16 protein-coding genes, 5 tRNA genes and 1 pseudogene are annotated in these 19,374 nt (G+C 72.6%); 12 read left to right on the forward strand and 10 right to left on the reverse strand.

The window, feature by feature from the left end:
- Nucleotides 1-1,523: 1,523 nt before the first annotated feature.
- Nucleotides 1,524-2,747: pseudogene (locus tag IH61_RS0138050) on the reverse strand (serine/threonine-protein kinase); the annotation flags it as partial.
- Nucleotides 2,748-3,154: 407 nt separating this feature from the next.
- On the opposite strand from IH61_RS0138050, the gene IH61_RS0138055 reads away from it, so the two are divergent.
- Nucleotides 3,155-3,355, forward strand: a complete 201-nt coding sequence (locus IH61_RS0138055) for a hypothetical protein (RefSeq protein WP_031078647.1) — start codon at nt 3,155-3,157, stop codon at nt 3,353-3,355.
- A gap of 262 nt (nt 3,356-3,617) precedes the next feature.
- Here the strand turns inward: IH61_RS0138055 and IH61_RS0138060 are convergent.
- The 3 genes from IH61_RS0138060 to IH61_RS0138075 form a co-directional block, all read right to left on the reverse strand.
- Nucleotides 3,618-3,689 (reverse strand) — tRNA-Val (locus IH61_RS0138060).
- A gap of 113 nt (nt 3,690-3,802) precedes the next feature.
- Nucleotides 3,803-3,876: transfer RNA gene (locus IH61_RS0138070), tRNA-Cys, on the reverse strand.
- Between the two features lie 40 nt (nt 3,877-3,916).
- Nucleotides 3,917-3,989, reverse strand: a tRNA-Gly gene (locus tag IH61_RS0138075).
- Between the two features lie 308 nt (nt 3,990-4,297).
- On the opposite strand from IH61_RS0138075, the gene IH61_RS0138080 reads away from it, so the two are divergent.
- The 3 genes from IH61_RS0138080 (at nt 4,298) to IH61_RS0138090 (ending at nt 7,167) form a co-directional block, all read left to right on the forward strand.
- On the forward strand, nt 4,298-5,356 hold the full coding sequence (locus IH61_RS0138080) for a chorismate-binding protein (protein WP_031078649.1): 1,059 nt from the start codon (nt 4,298-4,300) through the stop codon (nt 5,354-5,356).
- A gap of 67 nt (nt 5,357-5,423) precedes the next feature.
- Nucleotides 5,424-6,254 carry an aminotransferase class IV gene (locus IH61_RS0138085; RefSeq protein ID WP_031078651.1) on the forward strand — a complete coding sequence of 277 codons (831 nt, stop codon included), beginning with the start codon at nt 5,424-5,426 and terminating at the stop codon, nt 6,252-6,254.
- A gap of 73 nt (nt 6,255-6,327) precedes the next feature.
- On the forward strand, nt 6,328-7,167 hold the full coding sequence (locus IH61_RS0138090) for a GNAT family N-acetyltransferase (RefSeq protein ID WP_031078653.1): 840 nt from the start codon (nt 6,328-6,330) through the stop codon (nt 7,165-7,167).
- 24 nt (nt 7,168-7,191) lie between these two features.
- Here IH61_RS0138090 and IH61_RS0138095 read toward each other — a convergent pair whose 3' ends face one another.
- Nucleotides 7,192-7,695: a DsbA family protein gene (locus IH61_RS0138095; protein ID WP_031078654.1), complete on the reverse strand. Its 504-nt coding sequence runs from the start codon at nt 7,693-7,695 to the stop codon at nt 7,192-7,194.
- Between the two features lie 91 nt (nt 7,696-7,786).
- Here IH61_RS0138095 and IH61_RS0138100 point away from each other — a divergent pair, with 91 nt between their 5' ends.
- Nucleotides 7,787-8,248 (forward strand): hypothetical protein, encoded by a 462-nt coding sequence (locus IH61_RS0138100; protein ID WP_031078657.1) that lies wholly within the window; start codon nt 7,787-7,789, stop codon nt 8,246-8,248.
- 17 nt (nt 8,249-8,265) lie between these two features.
- On the opposite strand, the gene IH61_RS0138105 is transcribed toward IH61_RS0138100, so the two are convergent.
- Both IH61_RS0138105 and IH61_RS0138110 read right to left on the reverse strand, forming a co-directional pair.
- On the reverse strand, nt 8,266-8,835 hold the full coding sequence (locus IH61_RS0138105; RefSeq protein ID WP_031078659.1) for a CGNR zinc finger domain-containing protein: 570 nt from the start codon (nt 8,833-8,835) through the stop codon (nt 8,266-8,268).
- A 365-nt stretch (nt 8,836-9,200) separates the two neighbouring features.
- Entirely contained in the window at nt 9,201-9,614 is a 414-nt protein-coding gene (locus IH61_RS0138110) for an SsgA family sporulation/cell division regulator (protein WP_030056266.1), read from the reverse strand.
- A gap of 368 nt (nt 9,615-9,982) precedes the next feature.
- Here IH61_RS0138110 and IH61_RS0138115 point away from each other — a divergent pair.
- Nucleotides 9,983-10,054: transfer RNA gene (locus IH61_RS0138115), tRNA-Val, on the forward strand.
- A gap of 210 nt (nt 10,055-10,264) precedes the next feature.
- Nucleotides 10,265-10,336 (forward strand) — tRNA-Val (locus tag IH61_RS0138120).
- 60 nt (nt 10,337-10,396) lie between these two features.
- On the opposite strand, the gene IH61_RS0138125 is transcribed toward IH61_RS0138120, so the two are convergent.
- On the reverse strand, nt 10,397-11,164 hold the full coding sequence (locus tag IH61_RS0138125) for an exonuclease domain-containing protein (RefSeq protein ID WP_031078662.1): 768 nt from the start codon (nt 11,162-11,164) through the stop codon (nt 10,397-10,399).
- Between the two features lie 149 nt (nt 11,165-11,313).
- Between IH61_RS0138125 and IH61_RS0138130 the strand changes: the two genes are divergently transcribed.
- From IH61_RS0138130 to IH61_RS0138145, 4 genes are all read left to right on the forward strand, one after another.
- Nucleotides 11,314-11,871, forward strand: coding sequence for a DUF4365 domain-containing protein (locus IH61_RS0138130; RefSeq protein ID WP_031078664.1), 558 nt, complete (start codon nt 11,314-11,316; stop codon nt 11,869-11,871).
- A gap of 32 nt (nt 11,872-11,903) precedes the next feature.
- Complete coding sequence (locus IH61_RS0138135; RefSeq protein WP_051838704.1) at nt 11,904-13,055, forward strand: hypothetical protein; 1,152 nt, start codon at nt 11,904-11,906, stop codon at nt 13,053-13,055.
- A gap of 106 nt (nt 13,056-13,161) precedes the next feature.
- Nucleotides 13,162-15,141, forward strand: coding sequence for a threonine--tRNA ligase (gene thrS, locus IH61_RS0138140; RefSeq protein ID WP_031078667.1), 1,980 nt, complete (start codon nt 13,162-13,164; stop codon nt 15,139-15,141).
- Between the two features lie 81 nt (nt 15,142-15,222).
- Entirely contained in the window at nt 15,223-15,783 is a 561-nt protein-coding gene (locus IH61_RS0138145; RefSeq protein WP_031078671.1) for an HIT family protein, read from the forward strand.
- A 66-nt stretch (nt 15,784-15,849) separates the two neighbouring features.
- Here the strand turns inward: IH61_RS0138145 and IH61_RS0138150 are convergent, their stop codons facing one another.
- Nucleotides 15,850-17,496 (reverse strand): hypothetical protein, encoded by a 1,647-nt coding sequence (locus tag IH61_RS0138150; RefSeq protein ID WP_051838705.1) that lies wholly within the window; start codon nt 17,494-17,496, stop codon nt 15,850-15,852.
- Between the two features lie 210 nt (nt 17,497-17,706).
- On the opposite strand from IH61_RS0138150, the gene IH61_RS0138155 reads away from it, so the two are divergent.
- Nucleotides 17,707-18,159, forward strand: coding sequence for a thiol-disulfide oxidoreductase DCC family protein (locus IH61_RS0138155; protein WP_234327514.1), 453 nt, complete (start codon nt 17,707-17,709; stop codon nt 18,157-18,159).
- Nucleotides 18,160-18,190: 31 nt separating this feature from the next.
- On the opposite strand, the gene IH61_RS0138160 is transcribed toward IH61_RS0138155, so the two are convergent.
- The coding region (locus tag IH61_RS0138160) for an EF-Tu/IF-2/RF-3 family GTPase (protein ID WP_031078676.1) at nt 18,191-19,374 on the reverse strand (1,184 nt) is incomplete at its 5' end.

The raw sequence follows: 19,374 nt of genomic DNA on the forward strand, positions 1-19,374 counted from the left end.
CCGCACAGGAAGTCGGCCCCCCGCCTTCCTGCGCTCGCCACCAACCTCCCCACACCCGCCCTGCCCCGCGCGCCCCCGCACAGGAAGTCGGCCCCGCCGACTTCCTGCGCCCGCCCCCAGCGATGCCGCCCCACCACGGGCCGCCCGGTTGTATCTCCCGACCCGGGGCCCACCACCTCAGGGCATTCGGCCGCCGACCTCCTGTGCAGCCGAGCCTCGTTCTCACCCATCAGCGCGCCAGCACGAGCCCGCGTCACATCGCGTGCGCCGCCGGGCACGGCCCGTACGTAGGAAGTCGACTCGGCCGACTTCCTACGCAGCTGCGCTCGCTTGCGCTGCCCGCTCACCTGCTGCGCACGTGCACAGAGTCGGCCACTCGCACCCCCAGCGATGCCACCCTCCTGCGCCGCCTGGCCGCACCCCCCGCACCCGGTGCGCGTGGCCTACCCGCCGCCCCGCAGCCCGGCCACACTTCTGCCCGTTGCGTAGGAAGTCGGCCAGCCCGACTTCCTACGCTCGCCATGAATCTCCCCGCATCCGCAGGGCGGCTGCCACTCCTCCCGCGTAGGAAGTCGATCCCGCCGACTTCCTGCGCTCACCCCCTGGCAGCCGCCGGTGATGTCCTCCCCTTGCGCCGCCTCGCCGCGCCGCGGCCCACTGCTGCGCAGTCGCCCGTGCCTCAGCCCTTCGCACAGGAAGTCGGCCCCGCCGACTTCCTGCGCATCAGCGTGCTCGTGCGCCTTCGCGCAGCGGGGGAGGGTCCGGGGCTGGCGGGTTGCCGTGGGTTTGGGTGTGCGCTGATCGACTTCCGTGTGGGGAGGCGGCAGGCGCAGTTGTGTGCGGGCCTTTCCCGTCGTGTGGCGTGGGAAGTCGATCCCGCCGACTTTCTGGGCGGCTTGTCAGCTGGTGGGGGCGGTGGGTGGGGCGGGGGCGGCGGCGGGGGGTGGGGTGCCGCCGGAGGCGCCGGCGCCGGGCCAGGATTCGTCGAGGGTGCCGTCGGTGCGGACGGCGTAGCGGGTGGAGGTGGTGGCGCCGGTGGTGGGGACGCGTTCCTCGCGGACGACGGTGCCGCCGTCCAGGCGCCAGGTGGCGGCGGCCTGCGGGTCCGCGGCGGAGGTGCGGGAGGCCGCGGCGACCGGGGTGTTGTCGGCCGCGAAGGTGTACATCTGTACGAGGTCGACCGGCACTGAGCCCTCGGTGCGCCGCAGGACGACGATCGAGGCGGGCGCGCCCCTGAAGCGGGCCGGGAGCACCGCACTGAGCGAGACCTGCGGTCCGGCCCCGGCCGAGTGCCCCTCGCGGAGGGTGATGCCGGGCCCGCCGGTGCCGTCCGGGTAGGTGCGGTTGGGCCAGTCCACCGCCGGGCCCGGCCCCTGGGCGGCCGCGAGCGAGGCGTCCACGGGCGGGAGGCTGCGCGCCGCCGCCGGTACGGGCGTGCCGCTGGACTGCGGCGCCACGTCCGCCGAACCGCCGGTGGCGGGCGAGGAGGTCGCGGGCGCCCGGCGCCCCTGGTTGCCGCGCTCCTCGCACCCCTGGGCCGCCGCGATCGCCAGGGCGACCCCGAGCGTGACGGTGACGAAGACCACCAGCCGCTGCCGGAGCAGCCGCTGCCGGGCGTTGCCGGGCGGGCGCCCGCCGGGCCGTCCGGGCGGCGGGGTGTGGGGCCGCTCGCGCAGCGGCCGGGTGACGGGTGTCGGCTCGGGCCGGGGGAGCGGGGCGCCGGCGGGCCGTCGTGCGGCCGCGCCGGAGGCGGCCCGCGCCCGGGCGGCGGCCTGCGGCTCGGGGGAGCGCCCGGGCCCGGGCACCCCGTGCACGGGGCCGGCGGGACCGGCGGGCCCGGCGGAACCAGCCGGAGCAACGGGAGAACCCGGAGCACCCGCCCCCCGCCCCGCCCGCACAGCGCGCCCGGCGGAAGCCCCCAACGCCGCACCGCGCGCCGCCAGTTCGCTGAGCCGCTCGTGCAGTGCGGCCGCGCCGGGCCGCTCGGCGGGCTCCTTGGCCAGGCAGGCCCGGATCAGCGGCGCGAGCTGCGGCGGTACGGCCGACAGGTCGGGCTCCTCGTGGACGACCCGGTACAGCATCACCTCCGAGGAGGCACCGGAGCCGAACGGGGTGTCCCCGGTGAGCGCATAGGCGAGCGTCGCGCCGAAGGCGAAGACGTCCGTGGCCGGGGTGACGGCCGCGCCGCGCACCTGTTCGGGCGCGAGGAAGCCGGGGGAGCCGACGGCGGTGCCGACGTGGGTGAGCGTGCTGGCGCCGCGCGACCACGCGATGCCGAAGTCGATGATCCTGGGGCCGCGCGGCGACAGCAGGATGTTGGAGGGCTTGAGGTCCCGGTGGACGACCCCGGCCTCGTGCACCTTGACGAGCCCGTCCGCGAGCGCGGCCCCGATCCGGGCGGCCTCGGGCCAGCCCATCGGCCCGTCGTCGCCGACCCGCTTGTAGAGGGAGGGCCCGGGCACGTACGCGGTGGCCAGCCAGGGCCGCTCGGCCTCGATGTCGGAGCCGACGACGCGTGCCGTGCAGGCGCCCCGGATGCGGGAGGCGGCGGCGATCTCGCGGGCGAAGCGGGTGCGGAACTCCTGGTCCTCGGCGAGTTCGGCGCGGATCAGCTTGAGGGCGACGCGCTGCCCCTTGCGGTCGGAGCCGAGGTAGACGACGCCCATGCCGCCGGCGCCGAGTCTCCGGTGCAGTCGGTACGGCCCGACGATGCGGGGGTCCTCACGCCTCAGCCGCATCATCGCCATGTTCCCGTTCCCCGTCAGCCCGTGGTTGAGGCCCCGTCGGTTGGGGCATCGTCAGTTCCTGCCTGGCACAGCTTACGGACTGCCCGCTGCGGTGTGCTGATACGCAACACCTGAAGCGGCCGTGCGATTGTCCGATCTTGGGCTGACCCGCAGGTCACAGGGGTGGCCGATCCGGCCTCGGGGTTCCCCCTCAGGGTTCCCCCGGGGGCCGGATCACGGCTCCCTCCCCCTGCGGTAGTAGGCCCTAAGTACGGCAGTCATCCTCCGGGATGCCCGAGGAACAGTACGACGGCATGACGCTCGAAAGGCCCCCTGACCAATAGCGTTGTCCTCAGCGGTGGACGGGGAGCTCGTCCCCCGAGGTAAGCCGTCCACCGCGCCAACTCGACCGGATCAGGAGCAAGGGCATGGCATCGCAGCTCACGGGATCTCCGCGCCGCCGCCGTCCGGCCTTCGTCCAGTCCCGGTCCACCGAGCAGCAGACGCGGCACCCCGCCGTGGCGCTGGCCATGGCCCTGCCGTGCGCCGTGCTGCTGGTGATCCTCTTCGGTGGTTGGGAGCAGATGGCGAACCAGGCCCAGGCCGTCGTCGACCTGCTCGGCCACTGATACACCCGGCCCCGCGGGGCCGGCCACAGAACGGGCACTGATCCCCTGGGGACGGGGATCGGTGTCGCCGGGGAGAGCCGCGGCCGCGATGACACGCGGACGGGCGAGAGCGGTGCGCAGAGCGCCCCGGCAGGCGGAGACGCCGCGTACGGACGTCGGTGAGGGCGACCGTACGCGGCTCTTCTCCTCTTGGAGCACGTTGGAGCAAGCCGAAAAAGGCCGGGGCCGCGATCCTCACGGATCGCGGCCCCGGCCGTCACTGTGCGCGATACTGGGATTGAACCAGTGACCCCTACCGTGTCAAGGTAGTGCTCTCCCGCTGAGCTAATCGCGCCTGGTAAGGCGTTCCTGCAGCATTGAACCAGTGACCCCTACCGTGTCAAGGTAGTGCTCTCCCGCTGAGCTAATCGCGCGGGGAGGTCTCCCGGCGGAACCGGGCGATCCTCTTGGAGGTGGAGACGGGATTTGAACCCGTGTACACGGCTTTGCAGGCCGTTGCCTCGCCTCTCGGCCACTCCACCAGGCAACACTCGAAGAACGATCTTACACTGTTCTCCATCGAGCGGACGACGAGATTCGAACTCGCGACCCTCACCTTGGCAAGGTGATGCTCTACCAACTGAGCTACGTCCGCCTGTCTCCCGGGGGCCTTCACCGCTTTTCCTCGGCTGCGCTCCCTGGCGACGTGTTGAACTCTAGCGGATTCCCGGGCCAGCTAAAAATCCGTTCCCGCAGCGTGCCGAGGGGATGCCCTGCGCGTGCCGTTCCGTCAGCCCCGGCGAGGGGGCACCTGCCGCCACCTGCGCCGCTCACGGACGATCATCCGCAGGCCACCCGGCGAACACCCGCGCGACGCCCGCGACTGCTCACGCCCCCGGCCCCGGCGGGCGCCCCCGACCTACACTTCAGGCACCGCCCCCAGCACCACCGCGCAGGAGAACCGTGTCCGGCCCGATCGACCCCCGCACCCCCCTCGCCCGCTTCGGCGGCCGCCTGGCCACCGGGCTGCGCGACGTCACCTCGGACCCGGCCGCCCTCGACTCCACCGGCCACTGGGCCGTCGCGTACGACTTCGAGGGCCGCCTCACCTGCGCCCGCTTCGAACACGTGCGCCCCGCCCCCGCCCCGCCCTCGGGCACGGGCTGGCAGGGCCCGGCCGCCGGCGACTGGCACAGCTCCCTGGACCGCGCCGCCTACACCGCGGGCGTGCGCCGCATCCGCGAGCACATAGCCGCCGGCGAGGTCTACCAGGCCAACCTCTGCCGCGTCCTGTCCGCGCCCCTGCCCGACCCCGCGCGCACCGACATCGACGCCCTCACGGGCCTGCTCGCCCGCGGCAACCCCGCCCCGTACGCCGGCACGATCCGGCTGCCCGACCACGGCGTCGAGATCGCCACCGCCTCACCCGAGCTCTACCTGCACCGCGGCGGACGCACCGTCTCCTCCGGCCCGATCAAGGGCACCGGCCGCACCGAGCACGACCTCCTCGACAAGGACCACGCCGAGAACGTGATGATCGTCGACCTGGTCCGCAACGACCTCGGCCGCGTCTGCGCCACCGGCAGCGTCACCGTCCCCGACCTGTGCGTCGTCGAGAAGCACCCCGGCCTGGTCCACCTCGTCTCCACCGTCGAGGGCACCCTGCGCGAGGGCGCCGGCTGGCCCGAGCTCCTCGCCGCCACCTTCCCGCCCGGCTCCGTCACCGGCGCCCCCAAGTCCAGCGCCCTGCGGATCATCGACGCCCTGGAGACGGCCCCCCGAGGCCCCTACTGCGGCGCGATCGGCTGGGTCGACGCCGACCGCGGCGAGGCCGAACTCGCCGTCGGCATCCGCACGTTCTGGATCGACCGGCAGGACTGCGACGCCCCCGTCCTGCGCTTCGGCACCGGCGCCGGCATCACCTGGGGCTCCGACCCCGAACGCGAATGGGACGAGACGGAACTCAAGGCCGCCCGCCTCGTCGCGATAGCGTCGGGCGGCCACACCCCCGACAACCCCTGACAGCCCCTGAGCCCCCTGACACTTCCCGACACCTCCTGATCCAGAGACCCCCGAGGAGCCGCGCCCGATGCACAACCCCACCACGAGCTGGGTCAACGGAACGCTCGTCGACTCCGCCCGGGCCGCCGTCTCCGTCCTCGACCACGGACTCACCACCGGCGACGGCGTCTTCGAGACCATGAAGGTCGTCGACGGCCGCACCTTCGCCCTGACCCGCCACCTCGACCGGCTCACCCGCTCCGCCCGGGGCCTCGGCCTGCCCGACCCCGACCACGACCTGGTCCGCGAAGCCTGCGCCCAGGTCCTCGCCGCCGACCCTGTCCCGCTCGGCCGCCTGCGCGTCACCTACACCGGCGGCATCGCCCCGCTCGGCTCCGAACGCGGCACCGCCGGCCCCACCCTGGTCGCCGCCCTCGGCGCCATCACCCGCCGCCCCGACGAGACCGCCGTCGCCGTCGTCCCCTGGCGCCGCAACGAGCACAGCGCCGTCGCCGGTCTCAAGACCACCTCGTACGCCGAGAACGTCGTCGCCCTCGCCGCCGCCCACCGCGCCGGCGCCTCCGAGGCTCTGTTCGCCAACACCGCCGGCCGCCTCTGCGAGGGCACCGGCTCCAACGTCTTCGTCGTCCTCGGCGGCCGCCTGCTCACCCCGCCGCTCGCCTCCGGCTGCCTCGCCGGCATCACCCGGCAGCTCGTCCTCGACTGGTGCGGCGCCGAGGAGGCCGACCTCCCGCTCGAGGCCCTCCGGGACGCCGAGGAGATCTTCCTGACCTCCAGCACCCGCGACGTCCAGGCCGTCACCCGCGTCGACGACCGCGAACTCCCCGGCACCGGCCCCGTCACCGCCAAGGCCATGGCCGTCTTCGCCGAGCGCAGCGGCGACGACCTCGACCCCTGAGCGGCCCGGCCCGGTAGCGACCCCGGGGCGCGGCACACGGCTAACCTCACCGACAAGGGGAAGGGACCACCACATGACCACCACGCTGCGCCCCGAGGGCCCCGAGTCACCCACCGCGGCCGGAGGCCGCACCAGACGCTGGCGGATACTCGCGAACGGCCGTCAGGTCGGCGCCCTGCGCACCACCGCGGACCCGCAGGGCCGTCAACTCTGGGGCAGGATATCCGAGTTGGAGATCGCCGAAGGCCGGGGTCGCGGTCGCGGAACCTTCGGAGCCCTGGCCGCCGAGGAGGTCCTGCGCAGCTGGGGCTGCCTCCGGATCGACGTCAGCATCCCCGCGGCGGCCGACGCGGCACGGGGCCTCGCCCTCGCCCTCGGCTACACCGAGCGCACCCTCGGCATGGCCAAGCGACTGGCCGCTCCCCCCGCCCTGCCGCACGGCCTGGAGGCGCGCCCGTTCGACCCCGCCGACCTCGACGACTGGTTCGCCCTCTCCACCGAGCGCTACCACGAGGCGCTCGTCGAGTCCGGCCTCACCGAGGAGCAGGCCCGCACCAGGATCAGCGCCGTCGACCCGGCCGAGCAGAGCATCGGGAACCCCGGCGTCGTCCTGCGCAGGCTCTACGGCGCCGACGCCGGGGAGGGCCCGTACGGCTCGGTCTGGCTCCAGCTGCGCCTGCGCGACCTGCCCGACGGCGAACCGCTCGCCTGGGTGATGAGCGTGGAGGTGCCCCCGGCCCACCGGGGCCGAGGGCACGGACGCACGCTGATGCTGCTCGCCGAACGCGAGTGCCTGGCCGCCGGAGTGCACAACCTCGGGCTCAACGTCTTCGCCCGCAACGAGGTCGCCGTCCGGCTCTACGAGTCGCTGGGCTACGCGGTGACCGAGCGCCTCTACGGCAAACAGCTCTGACCGACGAACGGTCGGGCCGTCATGTCAGGATGCGGGCTCGGCGGCCTCGAGGATGGCCACGATCCGCTCCCGCAGACCCTCCTGGCTCTGCCCGCCGTCCAGCCGCTGCCCGCCGATCACGTACGTGGGCGTGCCCGTGACGCCGATCGCCCTGGCCTCCGCCTGGTCGGCGTCCACGGTCAGCATGTGCCGCCCGTCGATCAGCGCGGTGTCCACCTCCTCGGCGTCCACCCCGACCTCCCGGGCCACGTCCAGCAGCACCTTCTGCCCGCCCCGGCCCAGCTCCTCCGTCCGCTCCAGCAGCGCCTCGACGAACGGCCATCCGAGCCCCTGCGCGAACGCCTCCTCGGCCGCCTCGGCGGCGGCGTAGGCGTGCTTGCGCTTCTCCAGCGGGAAGTGCCGCAGCTCCACGGACAGCGCGTCGCCGTACTGCTCGCGCAGAGCCCGTACGTCGTCCAGGGCGGTGCGGCAGTCCGGGCACTGGAGGTCGCACCAGAACTCGAGGCGGGGGAGGGAACCATCGATCATCCGCCCAGTGTTCCATCAATGGGCACCTCGACCAGCCACAGGAGGCACCGATGACCAGGACCACCGGACGCGGACGCGAAGGGGCGAGCCCGTGCTGACGGCGGCGATCAGCTTCGCGCTCACGGCGGGCGGGGTGGCCGTCGCCGGCCTGCGGGCGTGGCGCCGGCGCTTCCTCTCCGCGACCCGCTGGTTCGCCGTCGCCCTGCTGCCCGCCGGGCTCTACCTGACGGGCCTGTTCCCGCTGGCCACCACGATCGGCCGCGAGTTCGGGCACTGGGCCGCCAGGCTCGTGTTCGACCCCCGGGTGTGGACGGGCGTCGCGCTGCTCGGCGTCTCCGCCGTCCTGCTGGTGACCACCCGCTGGGTCGGCCGCCGCGGCGAGGTCGAGCCGGCCCCGGAGCGCCCGGCCGCCGCAGGCCCGGCCCCCGAGCGCCCCGCGGTCACGCCCGCCCCGCCGAAACCGAAGCCGAGGAAGCAGTCGGGCAAGCGCGACGACGGCCTCGGCGGCGACTTCGACGACATCGAGGAGATCCTCCGCAAGCGCGGGATCTGAAGCGCCAGGGCGCGGGCTCAGGCGGAGGGAACGGCCTCCGCCGAGCGCTGGCGCGCCCGGTACGCGGCCACGTGCAGCCGGTTCCCGCAGGTCCGGCTGTCGCAGTAGCGCCGGGAGCGGTTGCGCGAGAGGTCGACGAAGACCCGGGCGCAGTCCGGCGCCTCGCAGCGCCGCAGCCGCTCCCGCTCGCCCGCCATGAGGATGAAGACCAGCGCCATGGCCAGCTCGGCCGCCAGGTGGTCGCCGATCGCGGCGTGCGGCGCGAAGTAGTGGACGTGCCATCCGTGGTGGTCGTGGTTGACCAGGCGCGGGGTCGTCCCGGCGTCCGTGACGATGGCGTTGACCAGCTCGGCGGCGTCCTCCGTGGACTCCGTCGCGAACACCTCGCGCAGCCGGGTGCGCAGCCCGTGCACCCGGTGCAGGTCGTGCTCGGTCAGCGAGTCGATCTCGCTGATCTCGTTGCGGATCACGAAGCCGTCCAGTGCGGCGACGTCCGGCAGCTTCTCGTCGCCGCACACCTCTGGTGCGGTGTTGAGCAGGTCGACGAGGATGCTCAGAGCGCACTCGGTGTCGTGGGTGATCAGCACGTTTGGGGGCTCCTCGCGCAGGGGGACTCGTGGTACCCCGCGGTCACGGTTAACCCAAGACCATACCCGGCGCCGCCGGGGATGGGCGGCGCGTTCGTTCGAAGGCGTGTACGGATTCCGCCGGAGCCCCCCAAAAACGACGACGGCGCCCGGCGCCGGAACCGGCCACCCGTACGGATGACCGACTCCGGCGCCGGGCGCCTGCGGTGTCACCGGCCCGCCCCGGTGGGAGCGGGCCGCTCACCGACCCCGAGGCCGCGTCGTGCGCGGCTTGGTCCGCTGCCGTGCCCCCGAGTAGGACGGCAGTGATGGCGGCAGGGAGTACGCCCCGCCGACAGCGGGGCAGGACCGCCCTCCGGTCGGAATCAGCTTTCGGCGAGGATGTGGGACAGCTCCCGGTCGAGGTCGAAGTGGCGGTGTTCGGTGCCCGGGGGCACCGCGGCGTCCGTCCGCTTGAGGAAGGACTCAAGCGCCCGCGCCGGGGCCTCCAGCAAGGCTTCTCCTTCCGGAGAGCTCAGCGCGATGCAGACCACCCCTTGCCCGTGGCTGCGCGACGGCCACACCCGGACGTCGCCGGTACCGGTGGGTCGGTGCAGCCCCTCCGCGAGGAGATCTCGGGCGAACACCCACTCCACGGTCTCGTCGGCGCCCGTGTGGAACGTGGCGTGCACGGCATAGGGGTCGGCGGTGTCGTAGCGCAGGCCCGCGGGGACGGGCAGTGAGGACTCGCTGGACACGATGAGGCGCAGGTGCAGCTCGCAGCTGACCGTGGTGTTCATAAGCGCCATGGCCTTTCGCTCAGTGTGCGCTCGGGGAATCGCACGTCGGCGAACGGACCATCCCACCCCCAAGACCGATGTAAACCCCTCTGTCCCGATTCGGGCGCGAGTCGTACCCCTTACGGCGCATTGCGGAATCGCCCCACGGCGCGAGGGTCGGGCATTAGCGGGGCGCTTCTCGGTACGTTTCCCGGTACGACTGTGCGAAACGACAAGACGGCAGGGAACACGGGATCGGGTGACATCGCAGGGCCGGACGGCGCGCCTCCGGACGTCGGCAGGCCCTACGGGCGCGCGCGTGTAGGGGCCGCCGGCCCGCAGGGTGGTCGGACCACCGCTCGGGATGCGGTAATGTTTTCCCTGCACCCGGGCGATTAGCTCAGCGGGAGAGCACTTCGTTCACACCGAAGGGGTCACTGGTTCGATCCCAGTATCGCCCACCGGAATGCATTGTGATATGTGAGGCCCAGTCGATTATCGGCTGGGCCTCACGTGTATTTCCGGGAATCCCCCGGAGATCACCCGCTAATCAGGCTGAGGATCAGTCAGCAGCCCGGCGGAGCGCGAGTTCTGCGGATGCGTCGGCCGTCCCCGGAAGGGACGAGTTGTACGACCGGCTCGCAATGGTGCTACAGTTCTTCTCGTTGCCCGGGCGATTAGCTCAGCGGGAGAGCACTTCGTTCACACCGAAGGGGTCACTGGTTCGATCCCAGTATCGCCCACCGGACAGCACGCAGGCCCTGATCCGAACAGGATCAGGGCCTGCTGCACGTCCCGGACCCCTACGCCGCCGCCTCGCAGCCGTGCTCCGGCTCCAGCCGGCGGCCGCAGCCGCACCGGGCCGGCCGCAACGGCCACGACAGGTCCACCCGCTCCGGCGTCCCCGACCGGTCGAACCACCGCTGCAGCCCACGCGCCTGCGCCGCGTGCCACACCGCCTGCCGCAGATGCAGCTCCGCCGCCGACAGCCCGCCCAGCGCCGCCGGATACCGGGCACCTATCCGCCGCGTCAGCGCCAGCGACGCCGTCGCGTCCGCCGCCGCGTCATGAGCACCGGTCAACTCCACCTCGTAGTGCGCGCACAGGTCCGTCAACGTCCGGCGGCCCTTGCGGTAGCGGTCCACGTGCTTGTCCAGCACCCGCGGATCGAGTATCACCAGCGGCGCCGACTCCAGACCGTCCGCCAGCGTCACCCCGTGATGACGGCGCAACTCCCGGTCCAGCAGCGTCAGATCGTACGGCGCGTTCATCACCACCACCGGACGGCCCGACCGCGCCTGCGCCGCCAGCGCGCGCACGACCTCCGCCACCACCGTACGGGCCGGGCGGCCGTGCGCCCGCACCCGTTCGTCGCTGATGCCGTGCACCGCACGGGCGCCGTCGGGGATCGGCACGCCCGGATCGGCGAGCCAGGTGGTGCCGTGCACCGGTGCGCCCGGGGCGAGTTGGACGACCAGGGCGGCCGAGACGATCCGATCGGACTCCACGTCCACGCCGGTGGTCTCGGTGTCGAAGGAGGCGAGTGGGCCGGTGTACCAGATCTGCTGCATGACTGCCCCTCAGGCGAGCGTTCCGCGCCCGGTTGATACCCGCTTCTGACACCCGTTCAACCGTTTGGCCCAGGCCCGACCGGGGATCCTCACGGAGGGTGTCCCGCCCGAGCCCGGGCGGGCCCGGAGCCGGGGGAGGCCACGGGGCCATGGCACTGACCCAGCCGCAGCCCGAAGGGGCGGCGGCGGACGCACCACGAGGAAACCTGGCCGTCACCGCCTGCATGGAGACCCTGCAGGTCGGCTACCTGCACGCCGTCGCCGCCGCCGCCGGCTGCTCGCTCTCCCAGCCCTTCCCGGACAACGGCATCGACTGGCACGTCAGCCACGGTTCCCGCGAGCACGAGGTCGACGACGAGGTCACCGTCAAGATCCAGCTCAAGGCCACCCAGCAGATCGCCGCCCGACCGCCCGGCCCCCACTTCAGCTTCACCCTCGACAACGAACACCTGCGCAAACTCGCCCGCACCCGCGTCGCCGTCCCCCGCATCCTGGTCGTCATGCTGCTCCCCAGCCGCGTCGACCAGTGGCTCGACGCCCGGCCCGACGCACTGGAACTGCGGCACTGCTGCTACTGGACCAACCTCGCCGGCCACCCCGTCACCGGCCGCCGGCGCACCAACGTCAGGGTCCCCACCGACCAGGTCTTCGACGACCGCGCGCTCTGCGACATCATGGCCCGGGTCGGCGCGGGCGCAAGCCCGTGACCGCCCGGCCCCGGCAGCGAGGAAGCACCCCCATGACTGCGTCGCACGGACCGGGCGAGCCCGCCCGCCCCCTGCCCGACCCGGCCACCGTCGACCCCGCGGTGCTGGCCACCCTGCTCGCCCGCTACGGCTGGGTCCGCCGCGGAGGCCCCGCCGCCCGCTACGGCCGCTGGACCCCGCCCGACCACGAGCCCGGCACCAGCCTCCTCGTCCCCGCCGGAGACGGCTTCGACGACGCCGTCGAACTCCTCACCGACGCCGTCACCGCGCTCTCCCGCTCCAGCACCCCCTCCGCCCGCTCCATCCTCCTCGCCCTCGCCGTCCCCGGCGACGAACTGCGCTGGCACCGCGACCTGCCCGGCCCCGCCGAGGCCACCGGCTGGGACGACGCCGAACGCCTCCGGCAGGCCGCCCGCACCATGCTCGCCGCCGGAGCCAAGGCCGGCCGCACCCGCGCCGCCTACTTCGGCGCCCGGCTCGACGGACCCGCCGGCGAGTTCCTCGACGGCGTCCTCGTCGTCGAACAGGGCCCCGCCCTCACCGCGTACACCCCCGCCCCCGAGGGCCGCGCCGCCGTCACCACCCTCGTCCGCGCGCTCGAGGCGCTGCGCGACGCCGTCGACTACCGCCGGGTCAGCGGCGGACTCGACGCCTTCGAGAACGCCGTCCAGGCCGGCGTCAGCCGAGAACTCGTCCAGTCCGTCGCGGAACTCGTCCGCGGCACCACCGGCGCCCGGCTCACCGTCGCCTGGTCCGCCGCCACCGGAACACCCGGCGGCTTCGGGGACCGCCGCATCGTCCTCGACTTCTCACCCGGCGACCTGCCCGCCCTCGCCGAGGCGTCCGACCTCCTCGAGAGCCTGGAACCCGCCGTACCCGTCACCGTCACCGGCCTGATCGTCCGCCTCAAGCGCGCCGACCCCGCCGGGCCCGGCTCCGTACGGCTGCGGGTGCTCTCCGGCGCCGACGTCCGCGAACTCAAGATCCGCCTGCCCGACCCCGACTACCGGCTCGCCGCCGAGGCCCACCTCGCGGGCCTGCCCGTCCGCCTCTCCGGCCGCCTCGAACCCCACGGAGGCTTCCGCCGGCTCGGCCGACCCCACGCACTCGAACTGTGCGGCTGGGAGGAAGGCGACCGCGAACAACTGCTCAAGGGCCTCCAGGAAGGAACGGAGGAGACGTAGAGGAGACGTAGAGGAGACGCAGGTGCGCAGCGCAGGCGGTGCTCTCGGTACCATCGTCACGCGCAGCGCTGTGCTGCGTCTTGATCCAGCACGTCAGGAGAGACCGGTGACGGACGTCCGGGTAATCATCAGCCGCGAACCCGATCGGGAAGAGCGCGTGGTGACGACGGGCACTACGGCCGCCGACCTCTTCGCCGACGACCGCTCGATCATCGCCGCCCGCGTCGCCGGCCAGCTCAAGGACCTCGCCTACGCCGTCCAGGACGGCGACGAGGTCGAGCCGGTCGAGATCGGCAGCAAGGACGGCCTCGACATCCTGCGCCACTCCACCGCGCACGTCATGGCCCAGGCCGTCCAGCAGCTCTACCCCGAGGCCAAGCTCGGCATCGGCCCGCCGGTCAAGGACGGCTTCTACTACGACTTCGACGTCGAGAAGCCCTTCCACCCCGATGACCTCAAGGCCATCGAGAAGCGCATGCAGGAGATCATCAAGCGGGGGCAGAAGTTCTCCCGCCGCGTGGTCACCGACGAGGCCGCCGCCGAGGAGCTCGCCGCCGAGCCGTACAAGCTCGAGCTGATCGGCCTCAAGGGCTCCGCCGCCACCGCCGGCGAGGGCGCCGACGTCGAGGTCGGCGGCGCCGAGCTCACCATCTACGACAACCTGGACGCCAAGACCGGCGAGCAGTGCTGGGGCGACCTCTGCCGCGGCCCGCACCTGCCCAGCACCCGGCACATCCCGGCGTTCAAGCTGATGCGCAACGCCGCCGCGTACTGGCGCGGCAGCGAGAAGAACCCCATGTTGCAGCGCATCTACGGCACCGCCTGGCCGACCAAGGACGAGCTGAAGGCGCACCTCGACTTCCTCGTCGAGGCCGAGAAGCGCGACCACCGCAAGCTCGGCAACGAGCTCGACCTCTTCTCCATCCCCGAGGAGATCGGCTCCGGCCTCGCCGTCTTCCACCCCAAGGGCGGCATCATCCGCCGCGCCATGGAGGACTACTCGCGCAAGCGGCACGAGGAAGAGGGCTACGAGTTCGTCTACACCCCGCACGCCACCAAGGGGAAGCTCTTCGAGAAGAGCGGCCACCTCGACTGGTACGCGGACGGTATGTACCCGCCCATGCAGCTCGACGAGGGCGTGGACTACTACCTCAAGCCGATGAACTGCCCGATGCACAACCTGATCTTCGACGCGCGTGGCCGCTCGTACCGTGAACTGCCGCTGCGCCTCTTCGAGTTCGGGACGGTGTACCGGTACGAGAAGTCGGGCGTGGTGCACGGCCTGACCCGTGCGCGTGGCTTCACGCAGGACGACGCGCACATCTACTGCACCCGCGAGCAGATGGCGGAGGAGCTCGACTCCACGCTGACCTTCGTGCTCAACCTCCTTCGGGACTACGGTCTGACGGACTTCTACCTGGAGCTGTCGACCAAGGATCCGGAGAAGTACGTCGGATCGGATGAGACTTGGGAGGAGGCCACCCGCGTTCTGGCGGCGGTGGCCGAGAAGCAGGGCCTCCCGCTGGTGCCGGACCCGGGTGGCGCGGCCTTCTACGGGCCGAAGATCTCGGTGCAGGCGCGGGACGCCATCGGCCGGACCTGGCAGATGAGCACGATCCAGTTGGACTTCAACCTGCCTGAGCGTTTCGATCTTGAGTACACGGCGGCGGACGGCTCGCGTCAGCGGCCGGTCATGATCCACCGGGCGCTCTTCGGTTCGATCGAGCGCTTCTTCGCGGTTCTGCTGGAGCACTATGCGGGCGCCATGCCGCCGTGGCTGGCTCCGGTCACCGTGACCGGTATCCCGATCACCGACGAGCACGTGCCGTACCTGCTGGAGGTCGCGGCCGAGCTCAAGAAGCAGGGGATCCGGGTCGAGGTGGACACCTCGGACGACCGCATGCAGAAGAAGATCCGCAACGCGCAGCGCAGCAAGGTCCCGTACATGCTGATCGCCGGAAACGACGACGTCGAGGCGGGCGCGGTGTCCTTCCGCTACCGCAATGGTGAGCAGAAGAACGGCGTGCCGCTGGCGGAGGCCGTCGCCGAGATCGTCGAGGCCGTGAAGAACCGCGTCCAGGTGTGACGCGGTAGTCGGACGACCACGTGCGGGGCAGGCTCTTGATGAGTCTGCCCCGCAGGGCTTTGCGAGCCCGGTCGGGCGAATATGCTGATCAGCATGACGACTGAGCCGGAACTGCAGCGGGGCGTCGGGGAGCCGGACGGCTTCCGCCGCCTGTGGACGCCCCATCGGATGGCGTACATCCAGGGTGAGAACAAGCCCACCGGCCCGGCTCCGGACGACGGTTGCCCGTTCTGCTCGATTCCGTCGCTCAGCGACGAGGACGGGCTGGTCGTCGCGCGCGGCTCCTCGGTGTTCGCGGTGCTGAACCTGTACCCGTACAACGGCGGGCACCTGATGGTGGTCCCGTACCGGCACGTCGCGGACTACACGGAGCTGGACGCCGCCGAGACGGCGGAGCTGGCCGACTTCACCAAGAAGGCGATGACCGCGCTGCGGGCGGCCTCCGGGGCGCACGGGTTCAACATCGGCATGAACCAGGGTGCGGCGGCCGGGGCCGGGATCGCGGCGCACCTGCACCAGCACGTGGTGCCGCGCTGGGGCGGGGACACCAACTTCATGCCCGTGGTCGGCCACACCAAGGTGCTGCCGCAGCTGCTCGCGGACACCCGCAAGATGCTGGCCGAGGTCTGGCCGCAGGGCTAGGGACGTACGAAGAGGGGCCCGCCACCGAACTCACAGGTGGCGGGCCCCTCTTCGTACGCGCGGAGGTCAGTTGGCGTTGTAGACGTCGGCCTCGTAGGGGCGGGTGCCCTGGGCCTCGGACTTGATGATCGAGGTGCGGGTCTTGAAGAAGCGGTCCGCGTCGAGGTCGTGCTCCTCGAGGAACTCGAGGGTGGCCGCGTGGACGGCGTTGAGCACGGGGACGGAGGCGTTGGTCGCGTTGTCGATCATCGTGCGGCTGTCCCAGGCGCGGCCGACCCAGGCGTGGCGCAGGCCGAAGGGTTCGGGCAGGGCGAGGCTGCCGCCGAGCCAGCCGAGGAGGCCGGGGATCTTGTGGAAGGGGGCGCGGACGGCCTGGCGGACGACCTCGTCGTTGTCGATCAGCGGGAGCTTGACCGTGCGCTCCTCCCAGAACTTCACGGTCTTGGGGATCTTCTTCTCCTTGTCCTTCGGCTTGTCGAAGAACACGCCCTTGACCGGGCCGAGCGCGTAGCCGGCGACGGAGATGGTGAGGACGTTGGCGAGGAGGGTGACGGTGACGGTGAAGGTGAGGACCAACTTGCCGTCGTGGGTGATGAACTGGGTGGCGAGGTAGTGCCGGGGGCCGCCGGGGAAGGTCTGCTTGTCGGCGATGCTCTGGACGGCGAAGTCGCGCATCCGCTCGCCGTCCATGTCGGCGCCGGCGGGGCGGCTGATCTCGTCGGCGCCGTCGCTGATGTCGTAGACGACCCACTGCTTGATGGCGACGTTGGGGATGCCGCTGTTGGCGACGTGGCTGACGCCGAGGCCCTTGAGGTGGGCGGAGATGCGGCGGACGAGGTCCCAGGGGTGGAAGGCGCGGAAGTCGACGTGGCCCTCGGCGGGGTGGAGGGTGTCGGCGAGGCGCCATTCGCCCCAGCGGCGGCCGGCCCCGAGGATGCCCTTGGGGACGGCGTAGTGCTGGATGTTGGTCTCCTGCTCGGCCTCGAGGCGGCCGAGGCTGTCGCGCAGTTCGTTGGCCTTCTTGTCGAGGTCGTCGCGGGGGACGGCCTTGGCCACGGTGGCGGCGACGGCGCTGCCTCCGACGAGGTCCTCCCAGCGGCGGCGCAGGTCGACGGCGGAGCGTTCGACGATCCGGCGGGCGAGGTACCAGCCGATGACGGGGGCGAGCATGGTGATGCGCAGGTAGAAGCCGAGGAAGCCGTCGGCCGGTGGGCTCACTGCGAGGACGACGGCGAGGAGCGCGGCGGCGATCAGGGCGAAGGCGCCGTAGGTGTCGGCGCCGCGCCGGCTGTCGCGCTTGAGCCAGGCGCGCAGTTGGAAGGCGCCGAGCCAGACGAGGGTGCCGGGGAGGAAGAGCAGGGCGGTGAGGACGGTGACGCCGCTGAGCTTCCGGTCGCGGGCGTGGCGCAGTTCCTCGGCCGCGAGGCAGTGTTCGACGATCTGGCGGGTGTCGACGCCGAAGGCGGGGACGAGGGGTTTGCGGCCGCCGCCGATGGTGCGGGAGATGAGGGCCCTGCTGAACGCCTCGCCGACGTTGGGGCGGAAGAGGGCGAAGCGGCCCTTCTTGGCGCTGCCCGAGGCGAGGGCGTCGACGAAGCCGGTGACCTCGCCGTCGCGGTAGGCGGCGGAGGCGAGTGCCAGGCTGACGGCGGTCTGCGGGCCGGTGTCCGTCCGGGGTATCTGCGCACCCGGGGTCATGTCGAGTGTGGTCACGGTGGCGTCCCCTCCTCCCCTTGTCAGCGGCAGGTTATCGTGCCGCGGCACCGGTGCGCCGATGATCGTCTGAAGTGCCGTCAGCGCCGGCTGGATCGGGCCCGGGCGGGCGGGCCTGAGGGGCATGATGCCCAGGTTCCGGGGGTTCGATACCCGGTGGGCCCGCCGGGCGTCGTGGTGTGGGGGTGGAGGAGGATGGGGGTGTCAGGCGTGGTGGAGACAGGGGAGGTCGTTGTGAAGGACCCGGTGCTGGTTTTCGACGGGGACTGCGCGTTCTGTTCGTCCTGTGTGCGGTGGGGGGAGCGGTATCTGCGGCAGACCCTGGCCTCGGGGGGCTGGGAGGCGGTGCCGTTCCAGTTCGCGGATCTGGCGGAGCTGGACGCGCTGGCGGGTGGCCGGGGGGAGGTGTCGGCGGAGCGGGCCGAGCGCGAGGTGCTGTGGGTGACGCCCTCGGGTGCGGTGTACGGGGGTGCGCAGGCGGTGGCCCGGCTGTTGATGCGTACGGGCGGGGTGTGGGCGTATCTGGGGGCGGTGGCGGCGCTGGCGCCGGTGCGGCCGGTGGTGGCGGTGGTGTACCGCTGGGTGGCGAGGAACCGGCACCGGATGCCGGGGGGTACGGCGGCGTGTGCGCTGCCGCCGAGGAAGCCCGCTCAGTCCGCGTAGGCAGTCGGGCAGTACGGGCCGTACAGCCCGGTCAGTCGGTGTAGCGCTCGGCGAGGGCGGCGGGCATGGGTTCGTGGCGCAGGTGGGCGCGGGAGAACTCGGCGGTGCCGTGGGTGAGTGAGCGCAGGTCGACGGGGTAGCGGGCGAGTTCGAGTTCGGGGACCTCGGCGCGCAGCAGGGTGAGGGCGGGGCCGCCGGTCTCGGTGCCGAGGACGCGGCCGCGTCGGGCGGAGAGGTCGCCGAGGACGGCGCCGAGGTAGTCGTCGGGCAGGAGGACGGTGACGGCGGCGACGGGTTCGAGCAGGCGGATGACGGCGTGCTCGGCGGCGTCGCGCAGGGCGAGGGCGGCGGCGGTCTGGAAGGCGCTGTCGGAGGAGTCGACGGAGTGCGCCTTGCCGTCGGTGAGGGTGACGCGGACGTCGACGAGGGGGTGGCCGGTGGCGACGCCCTTGGCGAGTTGGGCGCGGATGCCCTTTTCGACGGAGGGGATGAAGTGCTTGGGGACGGCGCCGCCGACGACGCTCTCCTGGAACTCGAACCCGGATCCGGCGGGGAGGGGTTCGACCTCGAGGTCGCAGATGGCGTACTGGCCGTGGCCGCCGGACTGTTTGACGAGGCGGCCGTGGCCGGCGGCGGCGGTGCCGAAGGTCTCGCGCAGGGCGACCTTGGGTTCGACGGTGTCGACGTGGACGCCGTGGCGGGTGCGCAGGCGGTCGAGGACGACGTCGGCGTGGGCTTCGCCGGTGCACCAGAGGACGAGCTGGTGGGTGTCGGGGTTCTGTTCGACGCGTAGGGCGGGGTCTTCGGCGGCGAGGCGGGTGAGGGCCTGGGAGAGCTTGTCGTCGTCGGCCTTGCTGTGGGCTTCGACGGCGACGGGGAGCAGGGGTTCGGGCAGGGTCCAGCCGTCGAGGTCGACGGGGTGGCCGGGGTCGTGGACGGTGTCGCCGGCGCGGGCGGTGGTGAGTTTGGCGACGCAGACGAGGTCGCCGGCGAGGGCGTGGGGGACGGGCCGCTGGAGTTTGCCGAAGGGGCTGGTGAGGGCGGTGACGCGTTCGTCGCCGTTCTGGTCGGCGGTGTGGGCGGGGCCGCTGAGGTGGATCCGGGTGTCGGGGCGCAGGGTGCCGGCGTAGACGCGCAGCAGGCTGATGCGGCCGACGTAGGCGTCTGCGGTGACGCGGACGACCTGGGCGGCGAGGGGGGCGTCGGGGTCGCGGG

It is taken from the genome of Streptomyces sp. NRRL WC-3742 (assembly GCF_000720635.1).
Taxonomy (GTDB): Bacteria; Actinomycetota; Actinomycetes; order Streptomycetales; family Streptomycetaceae; genus Kitasatospora.